Raw genomic sequence first — 26,396 nt, forward strand, 5'->3', positions numbered from 1 at the left:
GGCTCGTCGACCGGGACGCGGCGCCGCACCGCGCCGCGTCCCGGCCGGGTTCAGTCCGTCAGCTTTCCGGCGAAGTAGTCGATGTAGGCCTGCATGTCGAAGTGGCCGTGACCGGACAGCGAGAACAGGATCGCCTTCTCCTCGCCGGTCTCCCGGCAGCGCAGCGCCTCGTCGACCGCCACCCGGACGGCGTGGCTGGACTCCGGCGCCGGCACGATCCCCTCGCTGCGGGCGAACCGCACGCCCGCCTCGAAGCAGGCCGTCTGCGGCACCGCCCGCGCCTCGATCAGGTCCACCTCGCGCAGCGCGCTCACGATCGGCGCCATGCCGTGGTAGCGCAGCCCACCCGCGTGGATGGCCGGCGGCCGGAAGTCGTGGCCCAGCGTGTGCATCTTGGCCAGCGGGGTGAGCCCGGCGGTGTCGCCGAAGTCGTAGTCGTAGCTGCCCTCGGTCAACGACGGGCAGGAGGACGGCTCGGCGGCCAGGAAGCGGACCGTCCGCCCGCCCTCGAACTGCCGGCGCAGGAACGGCAGCGCCAGCCCGGCGAAGTTGGAGCCCCCGCCGGCCGCGCCGACCACCACGTCCGGGTAGTCGTCGGCCAGTTCGAGCTGGAGCAACGCCTCCTGGCCGATGATCGTCTGGTGCATCAGCACCAGGTTGAGCACCGAGCCGAGCGCGTAGCGGGCCGAGCCGCCGCTGACCATCGCCGCCTCCACCGCCTCGGAGATGGCCAGGCCGAGGCTGCCGGTGGCGTCCGGGTCGGCGGCGAGCACCGCCCGGCCGGCCTCGGTGCGGTCGCTCGGGCTGGCGGTGACCGTGGCGCCGAACGTCTCCATCAGGCCCCGCCGGTAGGGCTTCTGGTCATAGCTGACCCGGACCATGAAGACGTCGCACTCCAGGTCGAAGTAGGCGCACGCCATCGACAGCGAGCTGCCCCACTGGCCCGCGCCGGTCTCCGTGGTCAGCCGCCGCACGCCGTCGAGCTTGCTGTAGTACGCCTGCGGCACGGCGGTGTTCGGCTTGTGGCTGCCGGCGGGGCTGACCCCCTCGTACTTGAAGTAGATCCGGGCCGGGGTGTCCAGGTCGCGCTCCAGGCGGCGGGCGCGGATCAGCGGGCTGGGACGCCACTGCCGGTAGATGTCGAGCACCGGGCCGGGGATGTCCACGTCCCGGTTGGTGGCGAACTCCTGGGCGATCAGCTCGGAGGCGAACAGCGGTGCGAGGTCGGCCGGGGTGATCGGCTCCCGGGTGCCGGGATGCAGCATCGGGGGCAGTCCCTTGGGCAGGTCGGGGACCACGTTGTACCAGGTCGTGGGGATGTCGCTCTCGGGGAGGACGAACTTCGTCGTGGTCATGGCCTCTTCCGGTGAGGGGTCGGGTGGATCACGGACGGGCGGTGGCCGGCGCGGCGGGTTCCGGCACGGGCCGGGCCTGGGGCCGCACCCGCAGCACTGCGAACGCGACCACGCCGACCACCGGGGTCAGCAGGAGCAGGAGCAGGACCGGGCGGTGCCCGCCGGCCTGCCAGACGAAGCCCAGCCCCATCGGGACCACGAGCCGGGCGGAGCTGAGCACGAAGCCGTTGAGCGCCATGAACCCGCTGACGCGGCGGGGCTCCACGTGGTCGGCGATGTAGGTGGGCACCACCACCGACGCGATGATCTCGCCGAGCGTCCAGACCACAGTGGACAGCAGCACGGCCGGCAGCGAGAACGCGAACACCAGCACCGCCATCCCCGCCGACCACAGCAGGCCGGCGACGATCAGCAGCGTCCGCGTCGGGTACGCCTTGATCCGCTTCTCGATCAGCAGGCCGGCGCCCACCACGACCACGCTGTTGACGGTGTAGACCGCGCCGACCACCGCCACCGACGACGCCAGCACCTCGGTGACCGCGAGCGGCAGCGTGTACTCCAGGCCGATCAGCGGCGCGACGTAGCAGAACGACACCACCACCAGCACCGCCACGTCCAGGTCCCGCCGCAGCTCGGCCCGCCGCGCGCCGGTCGGCGCGGGCACCGTCGCCGCGTCCCGACCGGTGTCGGCCGGCACGAACAGCCGGATGGTGAGCGCGGCGAGCAGCCCGAGCGCGATGTTGCCGGCGAACATCAGCCCGTACGAGTAGGCCGCGGCCAGACCACCCAGCAGCGGCCCGACGCCCATGCCGAGGTTGTTGGCGATGTAGCTGACGGTGTAGGCGAACGGCCGCTGCTCCGGCTCGGCGAGGTCGGCGATCAGCGTGTTGGCCGCCGGCGCGAACATGCCCATCCCGACCAGCGCCACGAACAGCAGCGCCGCGTACGTCCACGGCGGACCGTCCAGCACCGCCAGGCCGAGGTAGCCGACCGCGTTGAGCAGCAGACTGGACACCAGCGCGGCGCGCCGGCCGGCGCGGGCGCAGACCGGGCCGCTGAGCAGGCTTCCGGCGAGCAGGCCGGTGCTGCCCACCGAGATCAGCACCCCGGCCTCGCCGGTGCTCAGCTCCCGGCTGCGCACCAGGTAGACCGCGAGCAGCGGAAAGACGAACATGCCGGCGCGGTTGATGAACGACGCCAGCACCAGCATCCGCAGCGGGCGCGGCAGGGCGCGGAACCGGCTCAGCCACATGACGGCTCCCCGGCCGGCTCGGTGCGCACCTCGAACGCGTCCCGGATGGTCTTGAACCGGGCCCGCACGTCGTCGAAGTCCCGGCCCTCGCAGACGTACCAGCCCAGGACGTCGTTGGAGGCGGTGGGCGGGGCGAGCACGTCGCCGTCGCTCTTCCACACGTCCGCGTCGAGCACCGAGTCCAGCGCCCGCAGCTCCTCGGCGGTGGTGATCGCGGTGATCCGGCCGTACCGGTCGGAGCAGAGATATTCCGTGCCGGTCTCCGGGCCCAGCACGGTGGCCGGCACGTGCGTCGGGTCCAGTTCCAGCCGGCACCACTCGCCGGCCAGGTTGATGCCGCGCCCGGCCTCGATCGCCGGGACGATCGAGCCACCGCCGGCCCGGGCGGCCGCCTCGCCGAAGACCACCTCGCCGTCGTCGCGGAGGAAGAACTCGACGTGCGCGACCCCGGTACGCATGCCGAAGCCGCGCAGGATCTCCGCGTTGGCGGCCAGGATGCGCCGCTCGGCCGGGGTGAGGTCGTGCTTGCGGGAGACGGTGCCGCCCGGCTCGTCGCGGAACTCCAGCACCGAGTAGGTGTAGCGGGACAGTTGCTCGAAGACCACCTCGCCGTCGCGCAGCAGCGAGTCGACGTGGAACTCCGCGCCGCGCACGTACTCCTCCACCCGGTAGTCGTGCCGCGCGTCGGCGACCAGCGGCCAGACCCGGGCCAGGTCGTCGGCCGAGTCGACCCGGTGGGTGTCGCCGCAGGCCCAACCCGCGTACGGCTTGACCACCACGGGCCAGCCCACCTCGGCGGCGAACTCGGCGACCGCCCCGACGGTGTCGGGCCGGCAGGACCGGGCCACCGGCACGCCCAGCTCGGTGGCGCGGCGGTGCATCACGTTCTTGTCCCGGAACGTCAGCGCCTGCTCCGGGTCCAGGCCCGGGATGCCGTGGTCGCGCCGGCACCGCGCCGCGGTGAGCACGTCGCCCTCGAACAGCGGGAAGATCCGCTCGACCGGCCGCTCGGCGACGATCCCCGCGACCGCCGCGCGGACGGCCTCCGGGTCGTCCAGGTCGGCCCGGTGACAGGGCAGGCCGGCGGCCTCCGGGGCCGGCTGGTCGGCCGGCAGCAGCACCAGCGTGTCCACGCCCAGGTCGGCGGCGGCGGCGACCACGGCGCGGAACTGGGCGAGGTAGCGCCCGGCGGCGGGCCGGTAGACGACCAGGATCGCCCGGTTCACGACCGGCTCCCCGTCGTGCCGCCGGCCGGGCTGAGCGGGGCGTCGAGGACGAACACCGCGTCCCGGCCGTCCCGGTCCAGCACCGCCCGGGGCCGGGGCGAGCCGGTCAGCTCGCCGAGCGCGTCGTCCAGGCGGGCCAGCGCCGCCTCCACCTCCGCCCGACCGCCCGGGTGGGCCGCCTCGACGGTGAGCAGCAGCCGGCGGCGGCCCAGGTCGGTGCGGACCAGGTGGCCCTGGCGCCAGTTCCAGCGCCGGGAGTGCGCCCGTCCGTCCCCGTCGGCGTAGACGATCTCACCCGGCTCGGGTCGCTCCGGCGCGTCCGGCGCGCCCAGCGGCAGGTAGGTCTCGGCGCCGTCGGCCGGCCGGACGACCAGCTCGGCGATGCCGTCGACCGCGCACGAGGCCACCGGCAGCGCGGTGTCCAGCGAGACCGCGTTGCAGAGGTCCACGAGCGCGTTGATCCGGGGCAGCCGGTCGCCCCGGGCCACCCGGCGGGCGATCGACTCGGCGGCGCACGGGAACCGGTTCGGGTTCACCCCCACCGCCCGGTACGCGGCCCGCCACGCGGCGACGCCCGGCAGCTCCGCCACACCGGCCTTGTCCAGGTCGGCCCGGTGCAGCGCGTCCTCGGCGGCGGCCAGCAGCGCCGCCACGGCCGGGGAGGCCGGCCCGACCTCGACCGCCGGCACGGCGATCAGGCCGAGGACGTAGTCCGGCACGCTGCTCAGCACCCGGTCGTCGATGCGGACGGCCAACCGGTCGGCGCCGTCGTCGAGCTGGGTCATCGTCATCCTCGTCGGTTCGGTTCACACGGTCGCCCCGACCGTACGGAGCGGAACAGCCACCGGTTGTGGCCAATCCCGGCGGATCCGGTGAGGCCAATCGGGGCGCTCACCGGCGCACGGCGGCCCTCGGCGCGGGCCGGCCCGGCTCACGTCCGGTTCCCCCCTGATCGGGCGGTTCCCGGTCGTCCCCGGCGCGGCTCGGACGCGCGCCGAGCAGCGCGGCGCCCAGCGCCAGCACGCACAGCGCCGCGCCGACCGGACCGAGCAGGTCGACGGCGTGCTCGCCGCCGTGCCGCAGCACCCGGTTGCCGAGGAAGCCGCCCAGCGCGATGCCGAGGAACGTGGCCGACGAGTTGAGTGACAGCAGCAGCGGCCCGGAGCCCGGCGCGACCGTGAAGAGCCGGTGCTGCTGGGCCGGCTGGGTCGCCATCGCGGTGAGCCCCCACGCCGCCATGGCCAGCGTGGCCGGCAGCAGCGCCTGCCGGGTCAGCGGCAGCGTGGCCAGCACCAGCGCCAGCCCGGCCACCGAGGCCAGCAGGACCGGCCGGGCGCCCCACCGGTCGGTGGCCCGACCGCCGAGCACCGTGCCGACGACCCCCGGCACGCCGAAGACCAGCAGCAGCACCGCCAGCAGTGTCCCGTCGCCGTCGGTGGCCGGGGCGAGCAACGCTCCGACGTAGGTCAGCGCCAGGTAGCCCCCGGTCATGAACAGCGCGGTGGTGAGCACCGCCGCGCCGACCCGGCCCTGGCGCAACGGCGCGAGCCGGGCGGCCAGCCCGGGGCCGGCCGGCAGCCGCATCGCCGGCAGCCCGACCGACACCGCCGCCGCGCAGCCGGCGCCGAGCGCGGCGAGCAGCCAGAACGTGGCCTGCCAGCGCAGGTCGGCGGCGAGCCAGGTGCCGAACGGCACGCCCGCCACGGTGGCCGCGGACAGACCGCCGAGCACCACCGCCATGGCCCGGCCACGCCGCTCCGGCGCGGCCAGCGCGGCGGCCGAGGCGGACGCGGCGGGCACGTACAGCGCCGCGCTCACCGCGGTCAGCACCCGCGCGCCGAGCAGCAGCGGCAGGTCCGGGGCGAGCGCCGACGCGACGTTGCCCACTGTGAACCCGGCCAGCGAGAGCAGCAGCACGGTACGGCGCTCCCAGCGGCCGGTGACCGCGCCGAGCACCGGCGCGGCGACCGCGTACGCCAGCGCGAAGACGGTGCTCACCCAGCCGGCCGAGGCGACGCTGACGTCGAGGTCCCGGGCCACCTCGGGCAGCACCCCGGCGACCACGAACGTGTCCGTGCCGATGGCGAACGCGCCGACCGCCAGCAGCGGGACCACCGGGACGACCCGCCGCATCAGGCCACCCCCGCCGGCTGCCGGTCCCGGTACGCGGCGGCGTCCCCGGCGACCACCTCACCGCCCAGCAGCACCAGTTCGATCGCCTCCGGCCGGCCCAGCACGGTGATGTCCTGCGCCGGGTCGCCGTCGGTGACCACCAGGTCGGCCAGCCGGCCCGGCTGCACCGTGCCGGCCTCGTCGCCCCGCCCGGCCAGCCGCGCGCCGTTGGCGGTGGCCCAGGTCAGCACCGTGGGTGCCGGGATGCCGGCCATGCTCACGTAGGTCTCCAGTTCCTCGGCGTAGCGGCCGTGCGGGGTCCAGGCGAAGCCGAAGTCGTCGCCGGCCACGATCGGGATGCCCATCTGGACCATCAGCGGCAGGATCCGCAGCGTGTTCTCCACCTCGGCCTCGAACTCCAGCGTCTCCAGGTATTCCGGCGTCTTGCCGTGCGCGGTGCCGGTGGTGAGCAGCCGGTGCGGCTGGTGCAGGCTCGGCACCACGAAGATGCCGCGCTCGGCGATCGCCTCCAGCGCCGCGTCGTCGGCGTACGTGGCGTGGTCGATGACGTCCACCCCGGCGGCGATGGCGTTGCGGATGCCGCCCAGCCCGCGCGAGTGCGCCCGGATCCGCACCCCGCGCTCGTGCGCCGCGCGGGCCGCGACCACCAGCTCCTCGGCGGTGAACAGCAGCTCGTGCGAGCGGCCGTTGGGGAACGTGTCGTCCCCGGTGGAGAACACCTTGATGATCTCCGCGCCCTGGTCGACCTCGGTGTTGACGTAGTCGACGAGTTCCTCCGGGGTGTCGGCCAGCCGCATCAGGTCGGTCGGGATCCGCTGCTTGACCGCCGGGTTCCGGCGCTCCGGCGGGCCGGACACCATCAGGTCCCGGCTGCACGGGGTGATCCGCGGGCCGGGCAGCCGGCCGGACTCGATCGCCCGCCGCAGCGCCATGTCGATGCCGGCCACCGAGCCGGCGCCGACGAACGCGGTGTAGCCCAGCCGGAGCATCGCCGCCGCGTTCGCCGCCGCGCCGAGCGTCACCTCGGGGACGGTGTGCTTGAACAGCGTCTCCCGGCCGTCGAGCACGTTCAGGTAGGCGATGTGGGTGTGGCCGAGCGTCATGCCCGGCATCACCGTCCGGCCGTCCAGGTCGAGCACGTCCACACCCGGGTCGTGCAGCGGCGCCTGCGCCTCGGGCAGCACCGCGACGATCCGCTCGCCGTCGAGCAGCACGCTGTGGTGGGGTCGGGACGCCACGCCCAGTCCCTCCTGGACGGTGGCGCGGTGCAGCAACGTACGTCGGGACACGGTGGTCACTCCGATTCTCGAAGGGGTTCAGCGGTGGCCGAAGAGCAGCCAGACGATCTCCGCGCCGGGGCGGCGGACCACCCAGCGCAGCGCGTGCCGGCGTACCCCCGGGGCGTTGGTCACGGCGAGGTCGGCGTCGCCGGCGGCGAGCAGTTCGGCGGCGTGCTGGGTGGAGTCCGCGTCGACCCACCGCACCGGGCGGTCCGCCAGCGTGGGCGGCGCCAGGTCGCCGAAGATCCGCCGGACCTCCCAGAGCGCGGCCACCGTCACCTCGTCGGCGCCGTCGGGCGTGCCGTCCGCGCGGGCGGCGATGCCGTACTCCGGGGTGGCCTGCGCGAAGTACGCGTCCAGCCGCAGGTCCCGGTGCCAGTGGAAGCGGGTCGCGCCCTGGTAGGCGCTGGGTACCAGCGCCTGGTCGACCCGGCGGTCCACCAGCGCGCCGAGCACCGCGTCGAACGTGTCGCACAGCTCGATCCGCAGCGCGTGCCGCTCGGCGAGGAACGCGGCGGTCAGGTGGCTGGACGTGCCGGGCGGACCGAGCGTCGCCACCGCCGTGCCGGGGTGGCTGGCCCACTGGTCCACCACGGCCCGCCACCGCCGCCCGTACGCCCCGGCGAGCGGCCCGGGCAGCGCGGGGACCGGCTCGGCGGCGGCGGTGTCAGGTGTCGTAGCCACGCCTGCCCGCCATCCGCTGCGCCACCCGGGTCTCGTGGTCGTCGGCGACCCGCCGGTCCACGATTCGGGCGGCCTTCCAGCTCACGAACGCGCCGGTGCTGACGATCGGGTCCAGCCCGTCGCTCAGCTCCACCTCGACCGGCACGCCGAGCGCGTCGGTGGCGCGCTCGCGCACCCCGGCGGCCACCCGGGCCGGGTCGTCGACCAGGTCCTTGAGCAGTTCCAGCCGGATCGTCAGCCGGTCGCCGCCGGTGCCCGGGTCGTGGTCGATCACCACCTGGTAGCCGGCCGAGCCGGTGACGCCGGTCAGCACCGCGCTCTCGATCTGGCCGGCGGTGCGCCGCCGGCCGCCCAGCTCGATCCGGTCCAGCGTCCGGCCGACGATCTGCACCAGGTCGCCGGGCAGCTCGCAGTCGCAGTCCGACGCGCCGACCACCACCGCGTCACCGGTGCGGTAGCGGATCAGCGGCTTCACCCCGTCGACGAGCATGGTGACGGTCAGCTCGCCGCTGCCGCGCGGGCCGTGCGACGCGCCGGTCTCCGGATCGACCACCTCGATCAGGTAGTTGGTCTGGGACAGGTGCATCCGCTTGTTGCGGCAGGCGGTGGCGATGACGAACGCCTCCTGCGACCCGTAGAGGATGTTGTAGACGTCCGCGCCCCACACCGACTCCAGGTTGTGCGCCAGCGCCGGCGTGCACATCTCCCCGGTGACGAACAGCAGCTTGACCCCGAAGTCCTCACGCAGCCGGTAGCCGTGGTGCTCGGCGGCCTTGGCCAGCGTCAGCGCCACCCCGGGCGTGCAGCAGATGACCTCCAGGGCCAGGTCCTTCATCAGTTGCAGCGCCTTGGCGAAGCCGATCACCGGCGAGTACGGCCAGATCTTGGCGTTCATCGCGCCGACGTTGCGAGCGACGTCGCCGAGCGTGTCGCCGAACGAGTGCACCTCGGTCGGACCCATCAGCCCCACCCGGGGCGCGTGGTCGCCGAAGTGGTGCCGGAAGATCGACGCCCAGGACTCGGTGACGTGGGCGTTGCTGGCCACCACCTCCCGGCCGTCGCGGGGGCACGGGGTGGCGGGGCCGGTCGTGCCGGTGGTCTCGTAGAAGAAGACGGCCTCGGCCAGCGGCCGGCTGAGCACGTCCAGCATCTCCTCGCGCAGGTGCGCCTTCGTGGTGAACGGCAACGTGTCGAGGGTGGCCGGCGTGACCGAGGCGAGGTCGATGCCGGCCAGGTGCCGGGCGTAGAACGGCGAGCCGGTCGCGACCTGGTCGAGTACCCGCCGCAGTTGCCGGCGCCGCCAGGAGTCGAGCTGCTCGGCGGTGAGCGTGCGGTCGAAGAAGGCGCGGTGCAGGGTCAGGTAGTCGGCGGCGAAGCCGGCCGCCGGGCCGGTGGTCGGGAGCCACATGGTCGGGGTCCTTTCGGGTGTGGCACGGGTCAGTGCAGGCCGCCGTCGACGTCCAGCACGGCGGCCGTCACGTAGCTGCTGGCCGGGTCGGCCAGCCAGGCGACGGCCGCGGCGATCTCGTCCGGCGTGCCGAAGCGGCCGGCCGGGATCCGGGCCCGGTAGTCGTCGCGGCGCGCGGCCGGGACGCGGTCGGCCATCGGCGTCTCGACCAGCCCCGGCGCCACCGCGTTGACCCGGATCCGGTGCGCGGCGAGCGCCCGGCCGAGGCTGCGGGTCAGCGCGATCACCGCGCCCTTGGAGGCGCCGTACGCGGCGTCCGGGCTGCCGGAGTGGCCGCTGATCGACGCGACGTTCACCACCGTGCCGGGGCGGCCGGCGGCGACCAGCGCCCGCGCGTACGCCAGGGTGCCGAAGAACGTCGCGCCGAGGTTGACGTCGAGCACCTCGGCGTACGTCTTCGCGTCGTAGTCGAGGAAGTCGCGGGCCAGGTAGACGCCCGCGTTGTTCACCAGCACGTCGGGCAGGCCGTGGCGGTCGCGCACGTCGGCGACGACCCGCTCCACCCGCTCCGGCACGGCCAGGTCGGCGACCAGCGTCACGTACGCCGACGGGTCGGCGGCCGGTTCGCGGTCGACGCTGACCACCCGGTGCCCGGCGCGGGTCAGCGCGGCGGTGACGGCCCGGCCGATGCCACCGGCGCCGCCGGTGACCACGGCGAGCGGGGTCGGGGAGTCGGTCATGACGGTCCTCCGCCGCTCAGCCCGCGACCGGCGCCGGCGCGCCGCGCAGGAAGGTGTCGAACAGCCGCAGCCCGTCCTGGGTCATCACGCTCTCCGGGTGGAACTGCACCCCCTCCACGGCCAGCGTGCGGTGGCGCACCCCCATCACGTAGCCGTCGTCGGTGGCGCGGGCGGTGACCTCCAGCGCCGGCGGCGCCGGGTCGGCGACGATCAGCGAGTGGTAGCGGGTGACGGTCAGCGGCGCCGGCGCCCCGGCGAACACACCCCGGCCGTCGTGGGTGACCTCGCTGGTCTTGCCGTGCATGAGGTGCCGGGCGACCGCGACCGTGCCGCCGTAGGCCAGGCCGATCGCCTGGTGGCCGAGGCAGACGCCGAGCAGCGGCACCCGACCGGCGAACGTGTGCACCAGCTCGACGTGCCCGGAGTCGGCCGGGTGGCCCGGGCCGGGGCCGAGCACCACCGCGTCCGGGCGCAGCGCGACGAGCTGCTCGTGGGTGCGGGAACGGGACCGGACCACCACGGTCGCCGCGCCGAGCGTCCGCAGGTACTGGTCGATGATGTGGGTGAAGCTGTCGTACGCGTCGACGAGCAGGACCTTCACGGCAGCAGCTCCTCGCCGGTCAGCGCCCAGTAGGCGGCGCTCATCTTGGCCAGCGTCTCCCGCCACTCGGCCGCCGGCGTGGAGTCGGCGACGACGCCGGCGGAGGCCTGGGTGTGGTAGCGGTGCCCGTCGTGCACGGCGGTGCGGATGCAGAGCGCCAGCACCGCGAACCCGCGCACGTCGACCAGCCCGATCGCGCCGGCGTAGATGCCCCGGGGCTCGTCCTCCAGCCCGTCGATGATCTCCATGGCCCGTAGCTTCGGCGCACCGGTCATGGTGCCGGCCGGGAACGCGGCGCAGACCGCCGCCCACACGTCCGCGCCGTCGTCGAGCCGGCCGGAGACGGTGGAGACCAGGTGGTGCACGTAGGCGAACGGCTCGACGTCGAGCATCGCGTCGACCGACAGCGTGCCCGGCTCGCAGACCCGGCCGATGTCGTTGCGGCACAGGTCGACCAGCATCACGTGCTCGGCCCGCTCCTTCTCGCTGGCGAGCAGCTCGTCGACCCGGCGACGGTCGGTCTCCGGGTCGGCCGCGCGCGCGGCGGTGCCGGCGATCGGGCGCATCGACAGCCGGTCGCCGTCGATGCGCAGGAACAGCTCCGGGCTGGCCCCGATCACGGTCCGCCCGGCCCAGGGCGCCAGGTACATGTACGGCGACGGGTTGCGGTGCCGCAGCCGCCGGTAGACCTGCGCCGGGGTGAGGTCGGTCTCCACCTCGATGCGGTGACCGATCTGGATCTGGTAGCTGTCGCCCACCTCGATGTGCCGCAGGCACCGCCGTACCCGCCGGGCGAACGTCTCCTCGTCGAGGTTGTCCTGAACCCGGGCCGGTGCCGGCGCGGCCGGCACCTCCGGCTCCCGGTCGGGCCGCCCGGCGAGCAGTCGCGCCACCGGCGGGGTGTCCTCCGGCGGCAGGTGCGGGCCGGCGGCGGAGAGCTGGTCGACGGTGCCGGCCCGCAGGTCCCACCAGACGGTGTGCCGGAACAGCGTCAGCGCGCACCGGGGGAGGTCGTCGACCGTCCGGTCGAGGGAGAGTTCGTCCATGTCGCGGGCCGCCTCGTAGGCCAGCGTGGTCAGGAAACCGAAGGCGAAGCGGTCGGTCGGCACCGTCGTGGAGACCGCGAAGGCCCGCTGCACGGCGCGGACCACGGCCCACAGCCGCGCCGGGCCGGGCACGACCCAGGTGTACGTCGTCGCGTCGCGCGGCACGGGCGGGCCGAGGATCGCGGTGACGACGGCGCGCAGCGCGCCGCCGAGCGGGCCGGTGGCGGTCAGCTCGCACCGGTCGGCCAGGAACCGCAGTTCGGCGAGCCGGCCCCAGCCCACGGCCGCCGCCTGCCGGTCGCGTGCCGGGCCGTCGAGGCTTTCGAAGAGGTACACGTCCTCCGGGGTGTGCTTTTCCGTCAAGACGGTGTAAAGGGATAACGGATCGACGGACGGCAGTGTGATAGACGTCACGGAAATCGGAATGGTGTCCGGTGGTGGCGTACGTCTCCCCGCCATTGTTCGGTGATGCGCGGTTTGTGCGCTCACCGTGGTCGACAATGAGGACACTGTGGAACCCCCCTCTGAGCAGCCCGCTCCCCGCAACGCCTGCCGGGCAGGGTGGCGTTCGTGACAGATCGGACTTCCCCCGTTGGAAAGGGCGCGCGACCACCCCCGCCCCCTGCGGGGAAACGGTTGCGGGCCCGGGAAACACTTTCGCCAAGTGCGGATCCCGCTGTCCATACCACTTCGGCTGACCGGGAGGGGACCACTCGGTGTGGCATCTGAGTCTGTCAATGGAAAGTGATACGCGCGAAACATTGGCGGCGCAGCTCCGCAACGCTTTGCGCCGGCAGATCGACCAGGGCGCGCTGCGCCCCGGCACCCGGGTTCCGTCCAGCCGGCAGCTCGCCAAGGACCTCGGCGTGTCCCGTACCGTGGTCGTCGAGGCGTACGAGCAGCTCTGCGCCGAGGGATACCTCACCTCCCAGCGGGGCTCCGGCACCTCCGTCGCGGACGCCGCGCCCGCCGAGGTCGGCTCCGCGCTCACCACCGACGAGACGCCCACGCCCGAGGTGTGGGACCTGCGCGCCGGCGGCACGGACGTCTCCGCGTTCCCACGCCAGGACTGGATCCGCAGCGTCAGCGCGGTCGTCCGCGCCGCCGGCCCCCGGGAGCTGGGCTACGCCCCGCCGTCCGGCCTGCCGCCGGTGCGCCGCACGCTCGCCGGCTACCTCGGCCGGGTCCGGGGCGTGCGCGTCCGGCCCGAACACCTCATGGTCACCTCCGGGTTCGCCCAGGGGCTCGCCCTGCTCTGCCGGGTGCTGCGCGACCAGGGGCACGACGCGGTGGGCGTGGAGGACCCGGGCCACCCGGGGGAGTGGGCGTTCATCGCCGACGCCGGGCTGCGCCCGGTGGCCGTGCCGGTGGACCGGCACGGCATCCGCGTCGACGACCTCGCCGCCACCGGCGTCCGGGCGGTGCTGACCACCCCGGCCAGTCAGTTCCCGACCGGGGCGGCGCTCAGCCCGCAGCGCCGCGAGCACCTGCTCGCCTGGGCCCGCGCGGTCGACGGCTACGTCGTCGAGGACGACTTCGACGCCGCGTTCGTGGCCCCGGCGCAGCGCATGCCCGCGCTGCAGAGCCTCGCCCCGGACCGGGTGGTCTACGCGGGCAGCGCCAGCAAGGTCCTCGCGCCGGCGCTGCGGCTCGGTTGGCTGGCCGCCCCGCCCGGGCTGGCCGCCTCGATCGAGCGCGTCCGCGCCGGCTGGGACATCGGCTGCTCCGGGCTGGACCAGCTCGCGTTCGCCCGGCTGGTCGACAGCGGCGCGTTCGACCGGCACCTGCGCCGGCTGCGGGCCGAGTTCCAGCGCCGCCGCCAGGCGGTGCACCAGCACGTCGCCCGCCACCTGCCCGGCGCGTCACCGCTCAGTGGCGACGGCGGCCTGCAGACCTACCTGGTGCTGCCCCGGTGGTGCGCCGAGGAGTCGATGGTGGAGGCCGCCCGCCGCCGGTCCGTGCTGGTCCGCGGCGGCCGGTTCCACGCCCTGCGCCACGACGACCGGCCGCCCGCGCTGGTGCTCGGCTACGCCGGTGTGCGCGGCTCCGACCTGGGCCGGGGCCTGGCCGGCCTGGCCACCGCCTACCGCGACCTGACCCCCTGACCCCTCCCTCCCCGCCGTCGGCGTTGACCAAGGAGTTCGCGTCTCGGGTCGGCGTCCCGACCGACGCAAACTCCTTGATCGCCCGCGGGGCGCGGGGTGGGCGGATGAACCGCCTCGCAGCTCTGCTGTCACGAATCCCGGTGGACTGGCGGGAGCGACGGTCGGAGACTGTGGCGATGGAGCCGACCGAGACCGCGCTGATCGTCGCCGTGCCCGAGACCGAGCGGGCCGTGGGACACCTTCGATCCACCCTGGACCGCGCGGCCGGCTGGGGAGTGCCCGCTCATGTGACCGTGCTCTACCCGTTCCTGCCCCCGGACCGGATCACCGACGACGTGCTCGCCACGCTGGGCCGGATCTTCGAAGCCACACCGCGGTTCGACATCTCGTTCCCGGAGGTCAAGTGGTTCGGAGACGCCGTGGTCTGGCTCTCGCCGCAGCCGGATGACGGGTTGCGCCGCCTCACCGCGGCCGTGTGGCAGCGGTTCCCCGAGGCCCCGCCGTATGCCGGGGCCCATGCCGACGTCGTACCGCACCTGACCATCGGCCATGACGCCCCGAAGCACGTTCTGGCCGAAGCCGCCGAGGCCGTCGCGGGCCATCTGCCCATCCGCGCCACCGTCGACGCGGTCCAGCTCATCGCCGGGGCGCCGGAACCCGACTCCTGGCACCCGCTGCGCGAGTTCCGGCTCGGCACCGCATAGCGCCGCGCTGAGGTGTCCGCCGCCTCGGACGGCCTACCGCTGCGCGCCGGCAGGTGCGCGCACGGGTCGAGTGGTGGCGACAGTCCGCTCACCCCGCGCGCCGGACATCGACGCGTGCCACGTTCACCGAGGTGGGAACGGGGGAGCGGCTTGACAACGCGATCGCAGGTTAGGTTAGCCTTACCTGTGTGACGAGCAGAACGGTCCGGGCCGACGGCCTGTCGGGCAGCCGGTTGTGGCTGGGCTACCACGGCGCGACGGTGGTGCACGACGCCGCCATCACGCTGCGGCCGGCCGCCGTGACCGCGCTGGTCGGCCCGAACGGCAGCGGCAAGTCCACGCTGCTGCGCGGGCTGGCCCGCCTGCACCCGCTGGAGCACGGCGACGTCGTGCTCGCCGACGGCACCCCGGCCCGGGCGCTGTCCCCCCGGGACTTCGCCCGCCGGGTCACGCTGCTGGCGCAGAGCCGCCCCACTCCGAGCGGGGTCACCGTCCGGGACGTGGTCGGCTACGGCCGGCACCCGTACCGCGGGCGGTGGCGGGCCGGCGACCCGGACGGCCCGGCCGCGGTCGAGCGCGCCATGGCGGTCACCGGCGTCGAGGCGATGGCCGACCGACCGGTCGACGAGCTGTCCGGCGGCGAGCTGCAACGCGTCTGGCTCGCCACCTGCCTGGCCCAGGACACCTCGGTCCTGCTGCTGGACGAACCCACCACGTTCCTCGACCTGCGCTACCAGGTGGAGATCCTCGACCTGGTGCGCGACCTCGCCGACACCGCCGACGTCGCCGTCGGCGTGGTGCTGCACGACCTCAACCAGGCCGCCGCCGTCGCCGACCACGTCGTGCTCCTGCACTCCGGCCGGGTCCGCGGCAGCGGCGCCCCGCGCGAGGTGCTCACCGAGGCGGCGCTCACCGAGGCGTACGGCATCCGCGTCGAGGTGACCGTCGACCCGGCCACCGGCCTGCTCTCCACCCGTCCCGTCGGCCGGCACACCAGCCGTGCCACCGCCTGAACCCGTTCCTGCCACAGAAGAGAAGCCGATGTTGCGTACCCGTCTGACCCTGCTGGCCACCGCGGCGACCGCGCTGCTGATCGCCGGCTGCGGCACCACCGAGACGCCCGCCGCCGCCCCGTCCGCCTCCGACGCCGCCGCCACCGGCCCGGTCACCGTCACCGACAGCCGGGGCAAGGCGATCACCCTGAAGAGCCCGGCCACCAAGGTCGTCGGCCTGGAGTGGGGTGAGGTCGAGATGCTGGTCGGCCTCGGCGTGATGCCGGTCGGCGTGGCCGACCCCAAGGGCTACGCCACCTGGGTCACCGCCGCCCCGCTCGACGCGAGCGTCAAGGACGTCGGCACCCGGGGCGAGCCGAGCGTCGACGCCGTCGTCGCGCTCCAGCCCGACCTGGTGGTGATGGAGGCCGAGCGCGGCTCCGCCATCGTCACCCAGCTGGAGAAGTACGTGCCGGTGCTGGTCACCGAGGGCAGCGACGCGGCCGACAACATCGGCCGGATGCGCTCCGACCTCACCATGATCGCCACTGCCACCGGCCGTACCGCCCAGGCGGAGAAGCTGCTCGCCGACTTCGACGCCGTCCTCGCCGACGGCCGCAGGAAGATCGCCGAGGCCGGGGCGGCCGGCCGGCAGTTCGCCTTCGCCGACGGCTGGAAGGAGGGCAGCACCGTCTCCATCCGGATGTTCGGCCAGGGCGCGCTCGTCTCCCAGCTCGGCATCCAGCTCGGCCTCAAGAACGCCTGGACCGGCAAGACCGACGCGATGTGGGGCCTGGGCCAGACCGACGTCGAGGGACTGACCGTCCTCAAGGGCCAGGACCTGCACTTCTTCTACAACGCCTCGGACGGGCAGGACGTCTTCGCCGACGGGCTGGCGGGCAACGCGATCTGGCGCTCGCTGCCGTTCGTGCAGCAGAACAAGCTGCACAAGATGCCCGACGGCATCTGGACCTTCGGCGGCCCGCTCTCCGCCCGGCAGTACGTCGACCAGCTCGTCACGGTCTACACGGCTTGAGCCAGACGATCGCCCCGCCGGGGCCGGCCACCCGGCCGGCCCCGCTCGGGCCACCGCCCGCCCGCCGCCGGGTCGCCGGCGCGTTCCTGCTCGCCGCCGCGCTGCTCGTCGCCGTCACCGCCGTGCACCTCACCCAGGGCACCTCCTCGGTGGGGGCGGCCGACCTGCTCCGGCTGCTCACCGGCGCCGACGACGAGACCGCCCGGGTGCTGGTCGCCTCCCGGCTGCCCCGCCTGCTCACCGGCCTGACCGTCGGCGTCGCGCTCGGCTTCGCCGGCGCGGCGTTGCAGTCGACCACCCGCAACCCGCTCGCCTCACCCGACACGCTCGCCGTCAACGCCGGCGCGCACCTGGCGATCGTCGCCACCGCCGCGTTCGGGATCGCCCTTCCGGCGCTGCCCGCCGGCGGGCTCGCGTTCTGCGGTGGCCTCGCCGCCGCCGGCCTGGTGATGCTGCTGTCCGCCGGCGGCCGGTCCGCGACGACCCGGCTGATCCTCGCCGGCTCGGCCACCGCGATGGCCCTCGCCTCGCTCACCATGCTGCTCCTGCTGCTCTTCGAGCAGGCCACCATCGGCCTGTTCGCCTGGGGCAACGGCTCCCTCGTGCAGGGCGACCTGGTCGCGTTCACCCAGCTCGCCCCGGTGGTCGGCGTCGCCGCGCTGGTGCTCGTGGCGCTCGGCCGCCGGCTGGACCTGCTCGCCCTCGGCGACGACACCGCCACCGTGCTCGGGCTCGACGTGCGCCGGACCCGGCTCACCGTGGTGCTGCTCGCCGTCCTGCTCTCCGCCGCCGCGGTCACCCTGGCCGGGCCGATCGGCTTCGTCGGGCTCGGCGCGCCGGTGATCGTCCGGCTGCTCGGCCGGTGGGTGCCCGAGGTGCACCGGCACCGGGTGCTGCTGCCGCTGTCCGGCATGGTCGGCGTGGTCGTGGTGCTCGGCTCCGACGTGCTGCTGCGGGCCGTGCTCGGCGGGCAGGCCGGCGTCGACGTGCCGACCGGCGTGGTCACCACGCTCTTCGGCGCGGTGCTGCTGGTCTGGCTGGCCCGCCGGCACCGCGACGCCGGGCCCACCCGGCAACCTCCGGGCGGTCACGCTGCCGTGCGCTCCCGTGCCTTCCACGTCGCCGTCGTCACCGTCTGCGCGGTGGCGGCCGGCACGGCCCTGGTGGTGGGCATGCTGGCCGGGGACACCGGGGTGCTGCTCGGCGACATCGTCAACTGGGTGCGGGGTCGCACCGGGCCGGCGTACACCTTCGTGCTGGACGCCCGGTGGCCGCGCGTCGCGGCGGCGCTGCTGGCCGGCGCCGCGCTCGCGCTGGCCGGCACCACCGTGCAGGCGGTGTGCCGCAACCCGTTGGCCGAGCCGGGCATCCTCGGCATCACCGGCGGGGCCGGCATCGGCGCGGTCTCGCTGCTGACGTTCGCCCCGACGGCCGGGGTGGCCGCGCTCTCCGGTGCCGCCGGTCTCGGCGCGGTCGCCGCGTTCGCGCTGGTCTACGGGCTGGCCCGGCACGGCGGCCTCAACTCCGACCGGCTCGTGCTGATCGGCTTCGCGGTCTGGCAGGGCGGCGCCGCGGTGATCACCTTCATCGTGGTGTCCTCCGACCCGTGGAACACCGGCAAGGCGTTGACCTGGCTGTCCGGCTCCACCTACGGGCGCACCGCGTCGCAGGTGCTGCCGGTGGCGGTCGCGCTGCTGGTCGCCGTCCCGGTGGTGGCCGGGATCCGCCGCGAACTCGACCTGCTCGCGCTGGACGACGACACGCCCCGGGTGCTCGGGGTCCGGTTGGAGCGCGCCCGGCTGGTCGCGCTCGGCCTGGCCGCGCTGCTCACCGCCACCGCCGTGTCGGCGGTCGGCGTGATCGGCTTCGTCGGCCTGGTCGCGCCGCACGCCGCCCGGGCGCTGGTCGGCGGCCGGCACGCCCGCGTGCTGCCGGTGGCGGTGCTGCTCGGCGCGACGCTGGTCAGCCTCGCCGACACGCTCGGCCGCACCGTCATCGCACCCGCGCAGATCCCCGCCGGCCTGGTCACCGCGCTGGTCGGCACCCCCTACTTCGTCTGGCTGCTGTGGCGCTCCCGCGCCGCCCGTTGAGCACACCCCGCGATCCCGAAAGGACATCTGTCGATGACGAGCACCCTGGCCGCCGCCCCCTGGCGCGTGTTCACCGTCGAGGTACGCGCGCTGCGCCGGCTCGGCCCGTCGTTCCTCCGGGTGACGTTCGCCGGGCCGGACCTGGACCGGTTCGCCGACAACGGCTACGACCAGCGGATCAAGCTGGCCCTGCCGGTGGTCGAGGGGGCGTCGGCGGAGCTGCCCGCCGGACCCGACTGGTACCAGCGGTGGCGGGAGCTGCCGGCGGGGCGGCGTAGCCCGATCCGCACCTACACGGTGCGGGCGGTCCGCCCGGAGGCGTCCGAGGTGGACGTCGACATGGCGCTGCACGGCGACGGCGGCCCGGCCACCCGCTGGGCGCGGCGGGCCCGACTCGGGGACCGGCTCGCCATGGTCGGCCCGGACGCCGGCTGGCCAGGTGTGCACGGCGGCGTCGAGTTCGCCGCGCCGGTCGGGGCGACGCTGCTGCTGGCCGGCGACGAGACCGCCGCCCCGGCGATCTGCGCGATCCTGGAGCGGCTGCCCGCCGACGCGTGCGGCCACGCGGTGGTGGAGGTGCCGGAGCCGGGTGACGAACTGCCCTGCCGCGCCCCGGCCGGCGTCACCGTGACCTGGCTGCCCCGCGCCGGTGCGCCGCACGGCAGCCGGCTCACCCCGGCCGTGACCGGCCTGGCCGACCGGCTGCTGCCGGTCCCCGCCGCGCCCGCCGCCGCCGTGCCGCCGGCCGAGGTGGACGTGGACCGGGAGATCCTCTGGGAGGTGCCGCAGCACCCCGACGGGGCTGCGCTCTACGCCTGGCTGGCCGGCGAGGCGGCGGTGATCCGCGGTCTGCGCCGGCACCTGGTCGCCGACCGGGGCGTCGACCGCCGGGCGGTCGCGTTCATGGGCTACTGGCGGGCCGGCCGCGCCGAGTCCTGAGCCCGGTCCGACCCGGCCGCAGGCCGCCCGCCGGTCCGGCCGGGCCGCAGGCCGCCTGCTGGTCCGACCCGGCCTCAGGCCGACAGTCGGTCGGCCCGGTGCAGCAGGGCGGCCGCGACCAGGCCGCCCACCAGGACCGCCACCGCGCCCACCGTCTGGCCGGTCCGCAAGGCCTCGGCGAAGGCGGCGGTGATCGCCTCCCGGTCCGGGCCGGCGGCGGCCAGCGCCGCCGGGAACGAGCCGGCGCCGGCCAGCGCGGCCGGCAGCAGCGCGCCGAACCGGGCGTTGAGCACCGCGCCCAGCACCGCGACGCCGAGGCTGCTGCCGACCTCGGTCATGGTGCCGTCCACGCCGGCCCCGGCGCCCGCCTTGTCGGTGGGGATCGCGCTCATCACCGCCTCGACGATCGCCGGGTTCGCCAGCGCGCACCCGGCGCCCATCACCAGCAGCCCGGCCAGCAGCGTGCCGTAACCCTCGGACGGGCCGTGCGTGACCAGCGCCAGACCGCCGGCCAGCAGGGTCATCCCGACCGCGATGGCGGTCGGCCGTCCGAGCCGGCGGATCACCGACGCGGCCACCCCGCCGGCGGTGAGCACCACGATGGACAACGCGAACGGCGCCATCCGCAGCCCCGCCTCCCAGGCCGGATAGCCCCGGACGAACTGCAGGTGCTGGGTGAGCAGGAACAGCGCGCCGGTGGCGCCGAACGTGATCAGCACGACGCCGCAGACCGCGCCGACGAAGCGTCGGTCCCGGAAGAAGCGCATGTCCAGCATCGGGTGGGCGACCCGCCGCTCCCAGCCGACGAACGACGCCAGCAGCAGCACGCCGGCCGCGCCCGCGCCGAGCACCGGCGCCGACGCCCAGCCGCGTTCGGGACCGGAGATGATCGCCCAGACGACCGCGGTCAGGCCGCCCGTGGACAGCGCCACGCCGCCCAGGTCGAGCGGCCCGCCGGCCGGGTCCCGCGACTCCGGGACAAGCGCCCGGGCGGCGAGCAGGCAGACCAGCACGACCGGCACGTTGAGCAGGAAGATCGCGCCCCACGGCAGGTGCGCCAGGACGAACCCGCCGATCGGCGGTCCGGCGGCGAAGCCCAGCGCGCTGGTGGCCGCCCACACGCCGATCGCCCGGGACCGCTCGGCGGCGTCGAAGACCTGCATGGCGACGGCCAGCGTCGCGGTGGCCAGCAGCGCGCCGCCCACGCCCATGCCGGCCCGGGCGGCGATCAACTGCTCGGCGGTGCGGGCGAGCCCGGCCGCCGCCGAGCCGAGCCCGAACAGCGCCAGCCCGACCAGCAACATCCGCCGCCGCCCGTACCGGTCGGCCGCGCTGCCGGCGCTCAGCAGCAGACCGGACAGCACCAGCGCGTACGCGTTGATCATCCACTGCACGTCGGCGGTGCCGGCGTCCAACTCGACCGTGAGCACCGGCACCGCCACGGTCAGCACGGTGTTGTCCAGCACCACCACGAGCTGGGCCAGGCAGAGCACGGCCAGGATCAGCCAGCGGTGCGGCACCGGGGCCGGGGTGGCCCGGTCGGCGTGCACCGTCCCCGGGTCGGCGCTCGTCGGCTCGGCGCTCATGAAGTCGGCGCGAAACGGGCGAGCGGGTTGACCAGCGTGCCGGCGAACTGCAACGCGGCGGACGGGTCGGTCAGGTCCACCATCTGCTGGTTGTTGCGCAGCTGGAGCCGGTTGAGGCAGGAGAGCGTGAACTCCGGCGCGAACAGGTCGTACCGGCGCATCCGCTCGGCCAGGTGCGGCACCGTGGTCGCGTAGTCGGTGGCGCACCCGGCGACGGTGCGCCAGAAGTCGTCCTGGTCGAGCACGCCCTCGGTGTGCAGGGCGGCGCTCAGGTGCCGCAGGAAGCAGTCGAAGACGTCGGTGAAGATGGACAGGATCTTCTCGTCCTCTCCGATCGCGGCCCGGATCCGGCGCACCCGCTCCGGCAGGTCGGCCTCCGGGTCCATCACCACGATCTCCTCGGCGATGTCCTTGAAGACCACCCGCTCCACCACGTCGTCGTCCAGCACCAGGATGACGTTCTCGCCGTGCGGCATGAAGGCCAGGTCGTGGGCGTACAGGCTGTGCAGCAACGGCACCAGGTAGGCGTCCAGGTAGCGGCGCAGCCAGCGCGCCGGCGGCAGGCCGGACCGGGCGATCAGCGCCGCCGCCAGCGAGCGGCCGTCCCGGTCGAGGTGCAGCAGCGAGGCCATCGTGGCCAGTCGTCGCCCGGGTTCCAGGCCGGGCACCGGGCTCTCCCGCCAGAGCGCGGCCAGCATCTTCCGGTACGGCGAGCCGGGGGCGGTCGCCGCCTCGTACTGCCGGTGCCGGTAGCCGATCGCGGCCCGCTCCCGGATGATCGACAAGCCGGTGCCCGTGAGCACCGGGTCGTTCTCGATCAGGTCGGCCAGCCAGTCGTTGATCGCGGGCGTGGCCTCCATGTACGCCGCGGACAGCCCGCGCATGAAGCCCATGTTCAGCACCGACAGCGCGGTCTTGACGTAGTGCTTCGCCGGGTCGGTGACGTTGAAGAACGTGCGGATGGACTGCTGGGCCAGGTAGTCGTCCGGTCCCTCGCCGAGGCAGACCAGGCGGCGCCGGGCCACGTCGCCGGCGAAGGTGACCGCGAGCCTGTTCCACCACTGCCACGGATGCACCGGGATCAGCAGGTAGTCGGCCGGGTCGAGACCGAGCGCGGTGAGCGTGGCGGTGAACCCGGCGAGGGTCTCGTCGCCCAGTTCGGCGCGGACCAGCGCGTCGTAGTCCAGGTCGGCGGCGCAGGTGAACGTGGTGTGGTCGCGGTGCGCGGCCAGCCAGAGCAGCCGTACCGGTGCGGCGGTCTCCGGGGCGTACCGGTGGTATTCGTGCACGCCGAAGCCGATCCGCCCGTTGTTGGCCACGAAGCAGGGGTGGCCCTCGGTCATCTGCGTCTCGATCGACTGGAAGTCGGCGGCGGCCAGCTCGGCGGCGGTCACCGCGGGCTTGCCCAGCTTGTACGCGGTGCCCGCGAGGGTGGAGGTGATCTCCTCCAGGTAGACGGGCAGGATCGCGTCGGTGAGGCCGAGCGCGGCGCGCAGCTCCAGGCAGAGGTCGACCGCGTCGGGCGGCAGCTCCGCGTCGTCGCGGCGCCGGGTGATGCTGGCGGCGTCGACCTGCCAGTGGTCCAGCGCCAGCCGCCGCGCGGCGAACCGGTACTCCACCGTGCCGTCGTCGCTGCGCACGACCCACCGCCCGGGGCCGGCCGGCTCGGGGGTGATCAGGCGCTCGTGGGCGAACTCGGCGAGCGCCTTGCGCACCAGCAGCCGGTTGGCCGTCGCCCACGCCTCGGGGGTCAGGTGGTCCACGGACGCGGCGGGGTTCACGGGGTCGCCTCTCCCCGGGCCGCGGCCCGGAATCGTTCCCGGGTGCAGACGCTGAGCAGCGCGTCCTTCTCCGGCTTGCGGATCTCGCCGACGACGGTGAAGCCGACGGCGGCGTTGAGCGCGTGCACGGCGGTGTTGCGCACGTCCGGCTCCACCACCACCCGCCGGGTCGCCGGGTCGGCGAAGAGCCAGGCCATCACCGTGGTGAGCACGGCGCGGGTGAAGCCGTGCGCGGGTGTGTCGGTGGGCGCGCAGAGGAAGTGCATGCCCACGTCGCCGGGCTCCGGCTCGTAGAGGCCGACCAGCTCCACCCGGGCCGGGTCGTACCGCTCGGCCAGGAACGCGGGCCGGTCGCGCCACGAGCCGAGGTACGCGTCGTGGTGCGGGTGGGCGGCGATGCGCCGGTACTCCTCGGCGACGCCGGCCACGTCGGCGTCCTGCATCAGCCAGAAGGCGGCCTTCGGGTGGGTGACCCAGCGGTGCAGCAGCGCCGCGTCGGCGTCGGGGTCCAGCGGGCGCAGCGCGAATTCCCCCAGAGCGTGGTCGTGACGGCGGAAGATGTCGCTCATGAGGGCACCCCGAACTCCTGGAACGCGATCGACTTCTCGATCGGGTAGTGCTCGCGGCCGGTCAGCTCCCGGATGATCCACGAGTTGCGGTACGGGCCCATGCCCAGGTCGGGCGAGGTGATGCTGTGCGTGTGCGTGCCGCCGTTCTGCAGGAACACGCCCCGGCCGGTGCGGTCGACGCTGTAGTTGCGGGCCACGTCGAAGCGGCCGTGGGCGTCGAAGCACAGGCGGTCACGCACCGGGGCGAGGAACTCCGGCACCCGGTAGTGGTAGCCGGTCGCCAGCACCAGGCCCTCGGTGTCCAGCGTGAACGCGCGGTCCTGCTCGGTGTGGCGCAGCCCGAGCCGGTAGCGGCCGTCGGCGTACCCGGCGTCGACCAGTTCGGTGTTGGTCAGCAGCCGGGTCGGTGCGGGCCCGTGCAGGCTCTTCGCGTAGAGGGTGTCGTAGATGTCGTTGATCAGATCGGCGTTGATGCCCTTGAACAGCGGTTTCTGCGCTGCTTCCAGCCGGTAGCGGGTCGGCTCGGGCAGCGCGTGGAAGTAGTCCACGTAGTCCGGTGAGGTCATCTCCAGCGTCAGCTTGGTGTACTCCAGCGGGAAGAACCGGGGGGAGCGGGTCACCCAGGTGAGCTGGTAGCCGTACGTGTCGATGTCGCCGAGCAGGTCGTGGTAGATCTCGGCCGCGCTCTGACCGCTGCCCACGACGGTGATGCTCCGCTTGGCGCGCAACGCCTCCCGGTGCTCCAGGTAGCGGGAGTTGTGGATCAGGTCGCCGCCCAGGCCGGCGCAGGCGGGCGGCAGGTACGGCGGGGTGCCGGTGCCGAGCACCAGGTGCCGGGCGCGGTGGGTGACCGGCCCGTCCGGCGTGTCGGCGCGTACCACGTAGCGGTCGTCGGCCCCGTCGTACTCGACGCTGGTGACGGCGTGCCGGAAGCGCAGGTTCGGCAGCTTGGCGGCGGCCCACCGGCAGTAGTCGTTGTACTCGGCGCGCAGCGGGAAGAAGCTCTCCCGGATGTAGAACGGGTAGAGCCGCCCGGCCTCCTTCAGATAGCTGAGGAACGAGTACGGCGAGGTCGGGTCCGCGAGCGTGACCAGGTCGGCGATGAACGGCGTCTGCAACCGGGTCGATTCGAGCAGCATCCCGGGGTGCCAGTCGAAGTCGTCGCGCGCCTCCAGGAACAGCCCGTCGAGGTCGTCGATCGGTGCGCTGAGGCAGGCCAGGCCGAGGTTGTACGGGCCCAGCCCGACGGCGATGAAGTCGTGGGTCGACATGGGGTTCTTTCGTTCGGGGCCGGATCAGCCGACCGGGCAGGACAGCTCGGCGGTGGCCGCGGTCCGGGCGTACCAGGCGGCGTGGTCGGCGATCAGGTCGCGCACGTGGGCGATGTCGTCGACGGTGGTCTCGGGGTTGAGCAGGGTGAGCTTCAGCCAGTGCGCGCCGTCGACCTTGGTGCCGGCGACCAGGGCCGCGCCGGAGGTGGCCAGCGCCTCGCGGGCGTGCAGGTTGGCCTCGTCGACCAGGTTCGGGTCGGCGCCGGGCGGCAGGTGACGGAAGACCACGGTGCTCAGCGGGGAGCGGGCCGCGACCTCGAACCGGGGGTCGGCGTCGAACAGCCGCCACGCGTCGGCCGCGAGGTCGACCACCTGGTCGAAGAGCGCGCCGATCGCGTCCGGCCCCATGATCCGCAGGGTCAGCCAGAGCTTGCACGCGTCGAAGCGGCGGGTGGTCTGGATGCTCTTGTCGACCTGGTTCGGGATGCCCTGCTCGACCGCGCGGGCCGGGTTGAGGTAGTCGGCGTGCCAGGTGGCGTGGCGCAGCGTCCGGCCGTCGCGGACCAGCAGCGCGCTGGAGCTGACCGGCTGGAAGAACGACTTGTGGTAGTCGACGGTGACCGAGGCCGCCCGCTCGATGCCGTCGAGCAGGTGTCGGCGGGTGGGGGAGACCAGCAACCCGCAGCCGTACGCGGCGTCGACGTGCATCCAGACGCCGGCGGCGGTGCAGATGTCGGCGATCTCGGGCAGCGGGTCGATGGTGCCGAAGTCGGTGGTGCCGGCGGTGGCCACGACGGCCATCACCACCTGCCCGTCGCGCCGGCAGCGGTCGATGGTGCGGGCGAGTTCGTCGGTGCGCATCCGGCGGCCGGCGTCGGTGGGCACGGTGAGCACCGCGTCGGCGGACAGGCCGAGCAGCTTGGCCGCCTTCTGCACGCTGAAGTGGCCGGCGGCGGAGGTGATGATCCGCAACCGGGCCAGCACCTCCGGCCGGGCCGGGCGGGTGGCCGCGCCACCGACCACCCGGCGGTAGGCCTCCTCCCGGGCCAGCAGCATGGCCTGCAGGTTCGACTGGGTGCCGCCGCTGGTGAACACGCCGTCGGCGGTGGCGCCGAGACCGATCCGTCCGGCCGTCCACTCGATCAGGCGCCGCTCCATCAGCGTGGCGCCGACACTCTGGTCCCAGGTGTCCAGCGAGGAGTTGACCGCGCTGAGCACGGCCTCGCCGAGCAGCGCCGGGATGACCACCGGGCAGTTCAGGTGGGCCAGGTAGCGCGGGTGGTGGAAGTACACCGCGTCGCGCAGCCAGACGTCGTGCAGCTCGTCCAGGGCGGCGTCGGTGTCGCCGAGCGGCCGGTCCAGGTCGATCGCGCCGACCACCGGGGCGAGCGCCTCCGGCGTCACGCCGGTGAACGGCCGGTCGGCCGCGCCCACCCGGCGGGCGACGCGGTCGACGCCGCGCGCCAGCACGTCCCGGTACCGCCCGAGCGAGCCGGCGTTGAACAGGTGGGCCCGCGCTGCGGTGTCGATCGCGCTCATGTGACTTCCCGGTCGTCGTGCGGACAGGAGCGCGGCCGGGCCGCGCGGAGATCAGATTA

Annotated in this window: 22 protein-coding genes; 6 read left to right on the forward strand and 16 right to left on the reverse strand. The window is 74.5% G+C overall.

The window, feature by feature from the left end:
• Window positions 1-50 precede the first annotated feature (50 nt).
• The 11 genes from COO58_RS07660 to COO58_RS07710 all read right to left on the reverse strand — a co-directional run bounded on the left by COO58_RS07660 (window position 51) and on the right by COO58_RS07710 (window position 12,061).
• Entirely contained in the window at window positions 51-1,355 is a 1,305-nt protein-coding gene (locus COO58_RS07660) for a TrpB-like pyridoxal phosphate-dependent enzyme (protein WP_098744343.1), read from the reverse strand.
• Between the two features lie 28 nt (window positions 1,356-1,383).
• On the reverse strand, window positions 1,384-2,607 hold the full coding sequence (locus tag COO58_RS07665; protein ID WP_091573904.1) for an MFS transporter: 1,224 nt from the start codon (window positions 2,605-2,607) through the stop codon (window positions 1,384-1,386).
• Window positions 2,598-3,833: an ATP-grasp domain-containing protein gene (locus COO58_RS07670; protein WP_098744345.1), complete on the reverse strand. Its 1,236-nt coding sequence runs from the start codon at window positions 3,831-3,833 to the stop codon at window positions 2,598-2,600. The genes COO58_RS07665 and COO58_RS07670 overlap by 10 nt, the downstream gene beginning before the upstream one ends.
• Window positions 3,830-4,618, reverse strand: coding sequence for a B3/4 domain-containing protein (locus tag COO58_RS07675; protein WP_091573906.1), 789 nt, complete (start codon window positions 4,616-4,618; stop codon window positions 3,830-3,832). Before COO58_RS07675 ends, COO58_RS07670 begins: the two co-directional genes overlap by 4 nt.
• A 106-nt stretch (window positions 4,619-4,724) precedes the next feature.
• Window positions 4,725-5,966: an MFS transporter gene (locus COO58_RS07680; protein ID WP_091573907.1), complete on the reverse strand. Its 1,242-nt coding sequence runs from the start codon at window positions 5,964-5,966 to the stop codon at window positions 4,725-4,727.
• Window positions 5,966-7,255, reverse strand: a complete 1,290-nt coding sequence (locus COO58_RS07685) for an amidohydrolase family protein (RefSeq protein ID WP_255292547.1) — start codon at window positions 7,253-7,255, stop codon at window positions 5,966-5,968. The genes COO58_RS07680 and COO58_RS07685 overlap by 1 nt, the downstream gene beginning before the upstream one ends.
• 27 nt (window positions 7,256-7,282) lie before the next feature.
• A complete protein-coding gene (locus COO58_RS07690; protein WP_091573909.1) occupies window positions 7,283-7,930 on the reverse strand; it encodes a prephenate dehydratase in 648 nt (215 codons plus the stop codon).
• Window positions 7,914-9,338: a phenylacetate--CoA ligase family protein gene (locus COO58_RS07695; protein ID WP_098744347.1), complete on the reverse strand. Its 1,425-nt coding sequence runs from the start codon at window positions 9,336-9,338 to the stop codon at window positions 7,914-7,916. The genes COO58_RS07690 and COO58_RS07695 overlap by 17 nt, the downstream gene beginning before the upstream one ends.
• Window positions 9,339-9,367: 29 nt before the next feature.
• The gene (locus COO58_RS07700) at window positions 9,368-10,078 is read right to left on the reverse strand and encodes an SDR family NAD(P)-dependent oxidoreductase (RefSeq protein ID WP_098744348.1); all 711 of its coding nucleotides are present in this window, start codon (window positions 10,076-10,078) and stop codon (window positions 9,368-9,370) included.
• Between the two features lie 16 nt (window positions 10,079-10,094).
• On the reverse strand, window positions 10,095-10,679 hold the full coding sequence (locus tag COO58_RS07705) for an aminodeoxychorismate/anthranilate synthase component II (protein ID WP_091573912.1): 585 nt from the start codon (window positions 10,677-10,679) through the stop codon (window positions 10,095-10,097).
• Complete coding sequence (locus COO58_RS07710) at window positions 10,676-12,061, reverse strand: anthranilate synthase component I family protein (RefSeq protein WP_245666315.1); 1,386 nt, start codon at window positions 12,059-12,061, stop codon at window positions 10,676-10,678. The genes COO58_RS07705 and COO58_RS07710 overlap by 4 nt, the downstream gene beginning before the upstream one ends.
• A gap of 425 nt (window positions 12,062-12,486) precedes the next feature.
• Here COO58_RS07710 and COO58_RS07715 point away from each other — a divergent pair, with 425 nt between their 5' ends.
• The 6 genes from COO58_RS07715 to COO58_RS07740 all read left to right on the forward strand — a co-directional run bounded on the left by COO58_RS07715 (window position 12,487) and on the right by COO58_RS07740 (window position 19,591).
• Window positions 12,487-13,830 (forward strand): PLP-dependent aminotransferase family protein, encoded by a 1,344-nt coding sequence (locus COO58_RS07715; protein ID WP_245666317.1) that lies wholly within the window; start codon window positions 12,487-12,489, stop codon window positions 13,828-13,830.
• A gap of 176 nt (window positions 13,831-14,006) precedes the next feature.
• Entirely contained in the window at window positions 14,007-14,534 is a 528-nt protein-coding gene (locus COO58_RS07720) for a 2'-5' RNA ligase family protein (protein ID WP_091573915.1), read from the forward strand.
• Between the two features lie 188 nt (window positions 14,535-14,722).
• On the forward strand, window positions 14,723-15,547 hold the full coding sequence (locus COO58_RS07725; RefSeq protein WP_098744350.1) for an ABC transporter ATP-binding protein: 825 nt from the start codon (window positions 14,723-14,725) through the stop codon (window positions 15,545-15,547).
• 28 nt (window positions 15,548-15,575) lie between these two features.
• Window positions 15,576-16,562, forward strand: coding sequence for an iron-siderophore ABC transporter substrate-binding protein (locus tag COO58_RS07730; protein WP_098744351.1), 987 nt, complete (start codon window positions 15,576-15,578; stop codon window positions 16,560-16,562).
• Entirely contained in the window at window positions 16,559-18,652 is a 2,094-nt protein-coding gene (locus COO58_RS07735) for an iron ABC transporter permease (RefSeq protein WP_176558765.1), read from the forward strand. The genes COO58_RS07730 and COO58_RS07735 overlap by 4 nt, the downstream gene beginning before the upstream one ends.
• A gap of 33 nt (window positions 18,653-18,685) precedes the next feature.
• On the forward strand, window positions 18,686-19,591 hold the full coding sequence (locus COO58_RS07740; protein WP_098744353.1) for a siderophore-interacting protein: 906 nt from the start codon (window positions 18,686-18,688) through the stop codon (window positions 19,589-19,591).
• Between the two features lie 74 nt (window positions 19,592-19,665).
• On the opposite strand, the gene COO58_RS07745 is transcribed toward COO58_RS07740, so the two are convergent.
• The 5 genes from COO58_RS07745 to COO58_RS07765 are packed head-to-tail and all read right to left on the reverse strand — an operon-like array spanning window position 19,666 to window position 26,337.
• The gene (locus COO58_RS07745) at window positions 19,666-21,177 is read right to left on the reverse strand and encodes an MFS transporter (RefSeq protein ID WP_255292548.1); all 1,512 of its coding nucleotides are present in this window, start codon (window positions 21,175-21,177) and stop codon (window positions 19,666-19,668) included.
• Window positions 21,174-22,958 carry an IucA/IucC family siderophore biosynthesis protein gene (locus tag COO58_RS07750; RefSeq protein WP_098744354.1) on the reverse strand — a complete coding sequence of 595 codons (1,785 nt, stop codon included), beginning with the start codon at window positions 22,956-22,958 and terminating at the stop codon, window positions 21,174-21,176. Before COO58_RS07750 ends, COO58_RS07745 begins: the two co-directional genes overlap by 4 nt.
• Window positions 22,955-23,527, reverse strand: coding sequence for a GNAT family N-acetyltransferase (locus COO58_RS07755; RefSeq protein WP_098744356.1), 573 nt, complete (start codon window positions 23,525-23,527; stop codon window positions 22,955-22,957). The genes COO58_RS07750 and COO58_RS07755 overlap by 4 nt, the downstream gene beginning before the upstream one ends.
• Entirely contained in the window at window positions 23,524-24,798 is a 1,275-nt protein-coding gene (locus COO58_RS07760; protein ID WP_098744357.1) for a lysine N(6)-hydroxylase/L-ornithine N(5)-oxygenase family protein, read from the reverse strand. Before COO58_RS07760 ends, COO58_RS07755 begins: the two co-directional genes overlap by 4 nt.
• Before the next feature lie 24 nt (window positions 24,799-24,822).
• Window positions 24,823-26,337: an aspartate aminotransferase family protein gene (locus COO58_RS07765; RefSeq protein WP_176558766.1), complete on the reverse strand. Its 1,515-nt coding sequence runs from the start codon at window positions 26,335-26,337 to the stop codon at window positions 24,823-24,825.
• Window positions 26,338-26,396: the final 59 nt, after the last annotated feature.

Source organism: Micromonospora sp. WMMA1996 (assembly GCF_002573675.1).
In the GTDB taxonomy this organism is placed as follows: domain Bacteria; phylum Actinomycetota; class Actinomycetes; order Mycobacteriales; family Micromonosporaceae; genus Micromonospora; species Micromonospora sediminicola.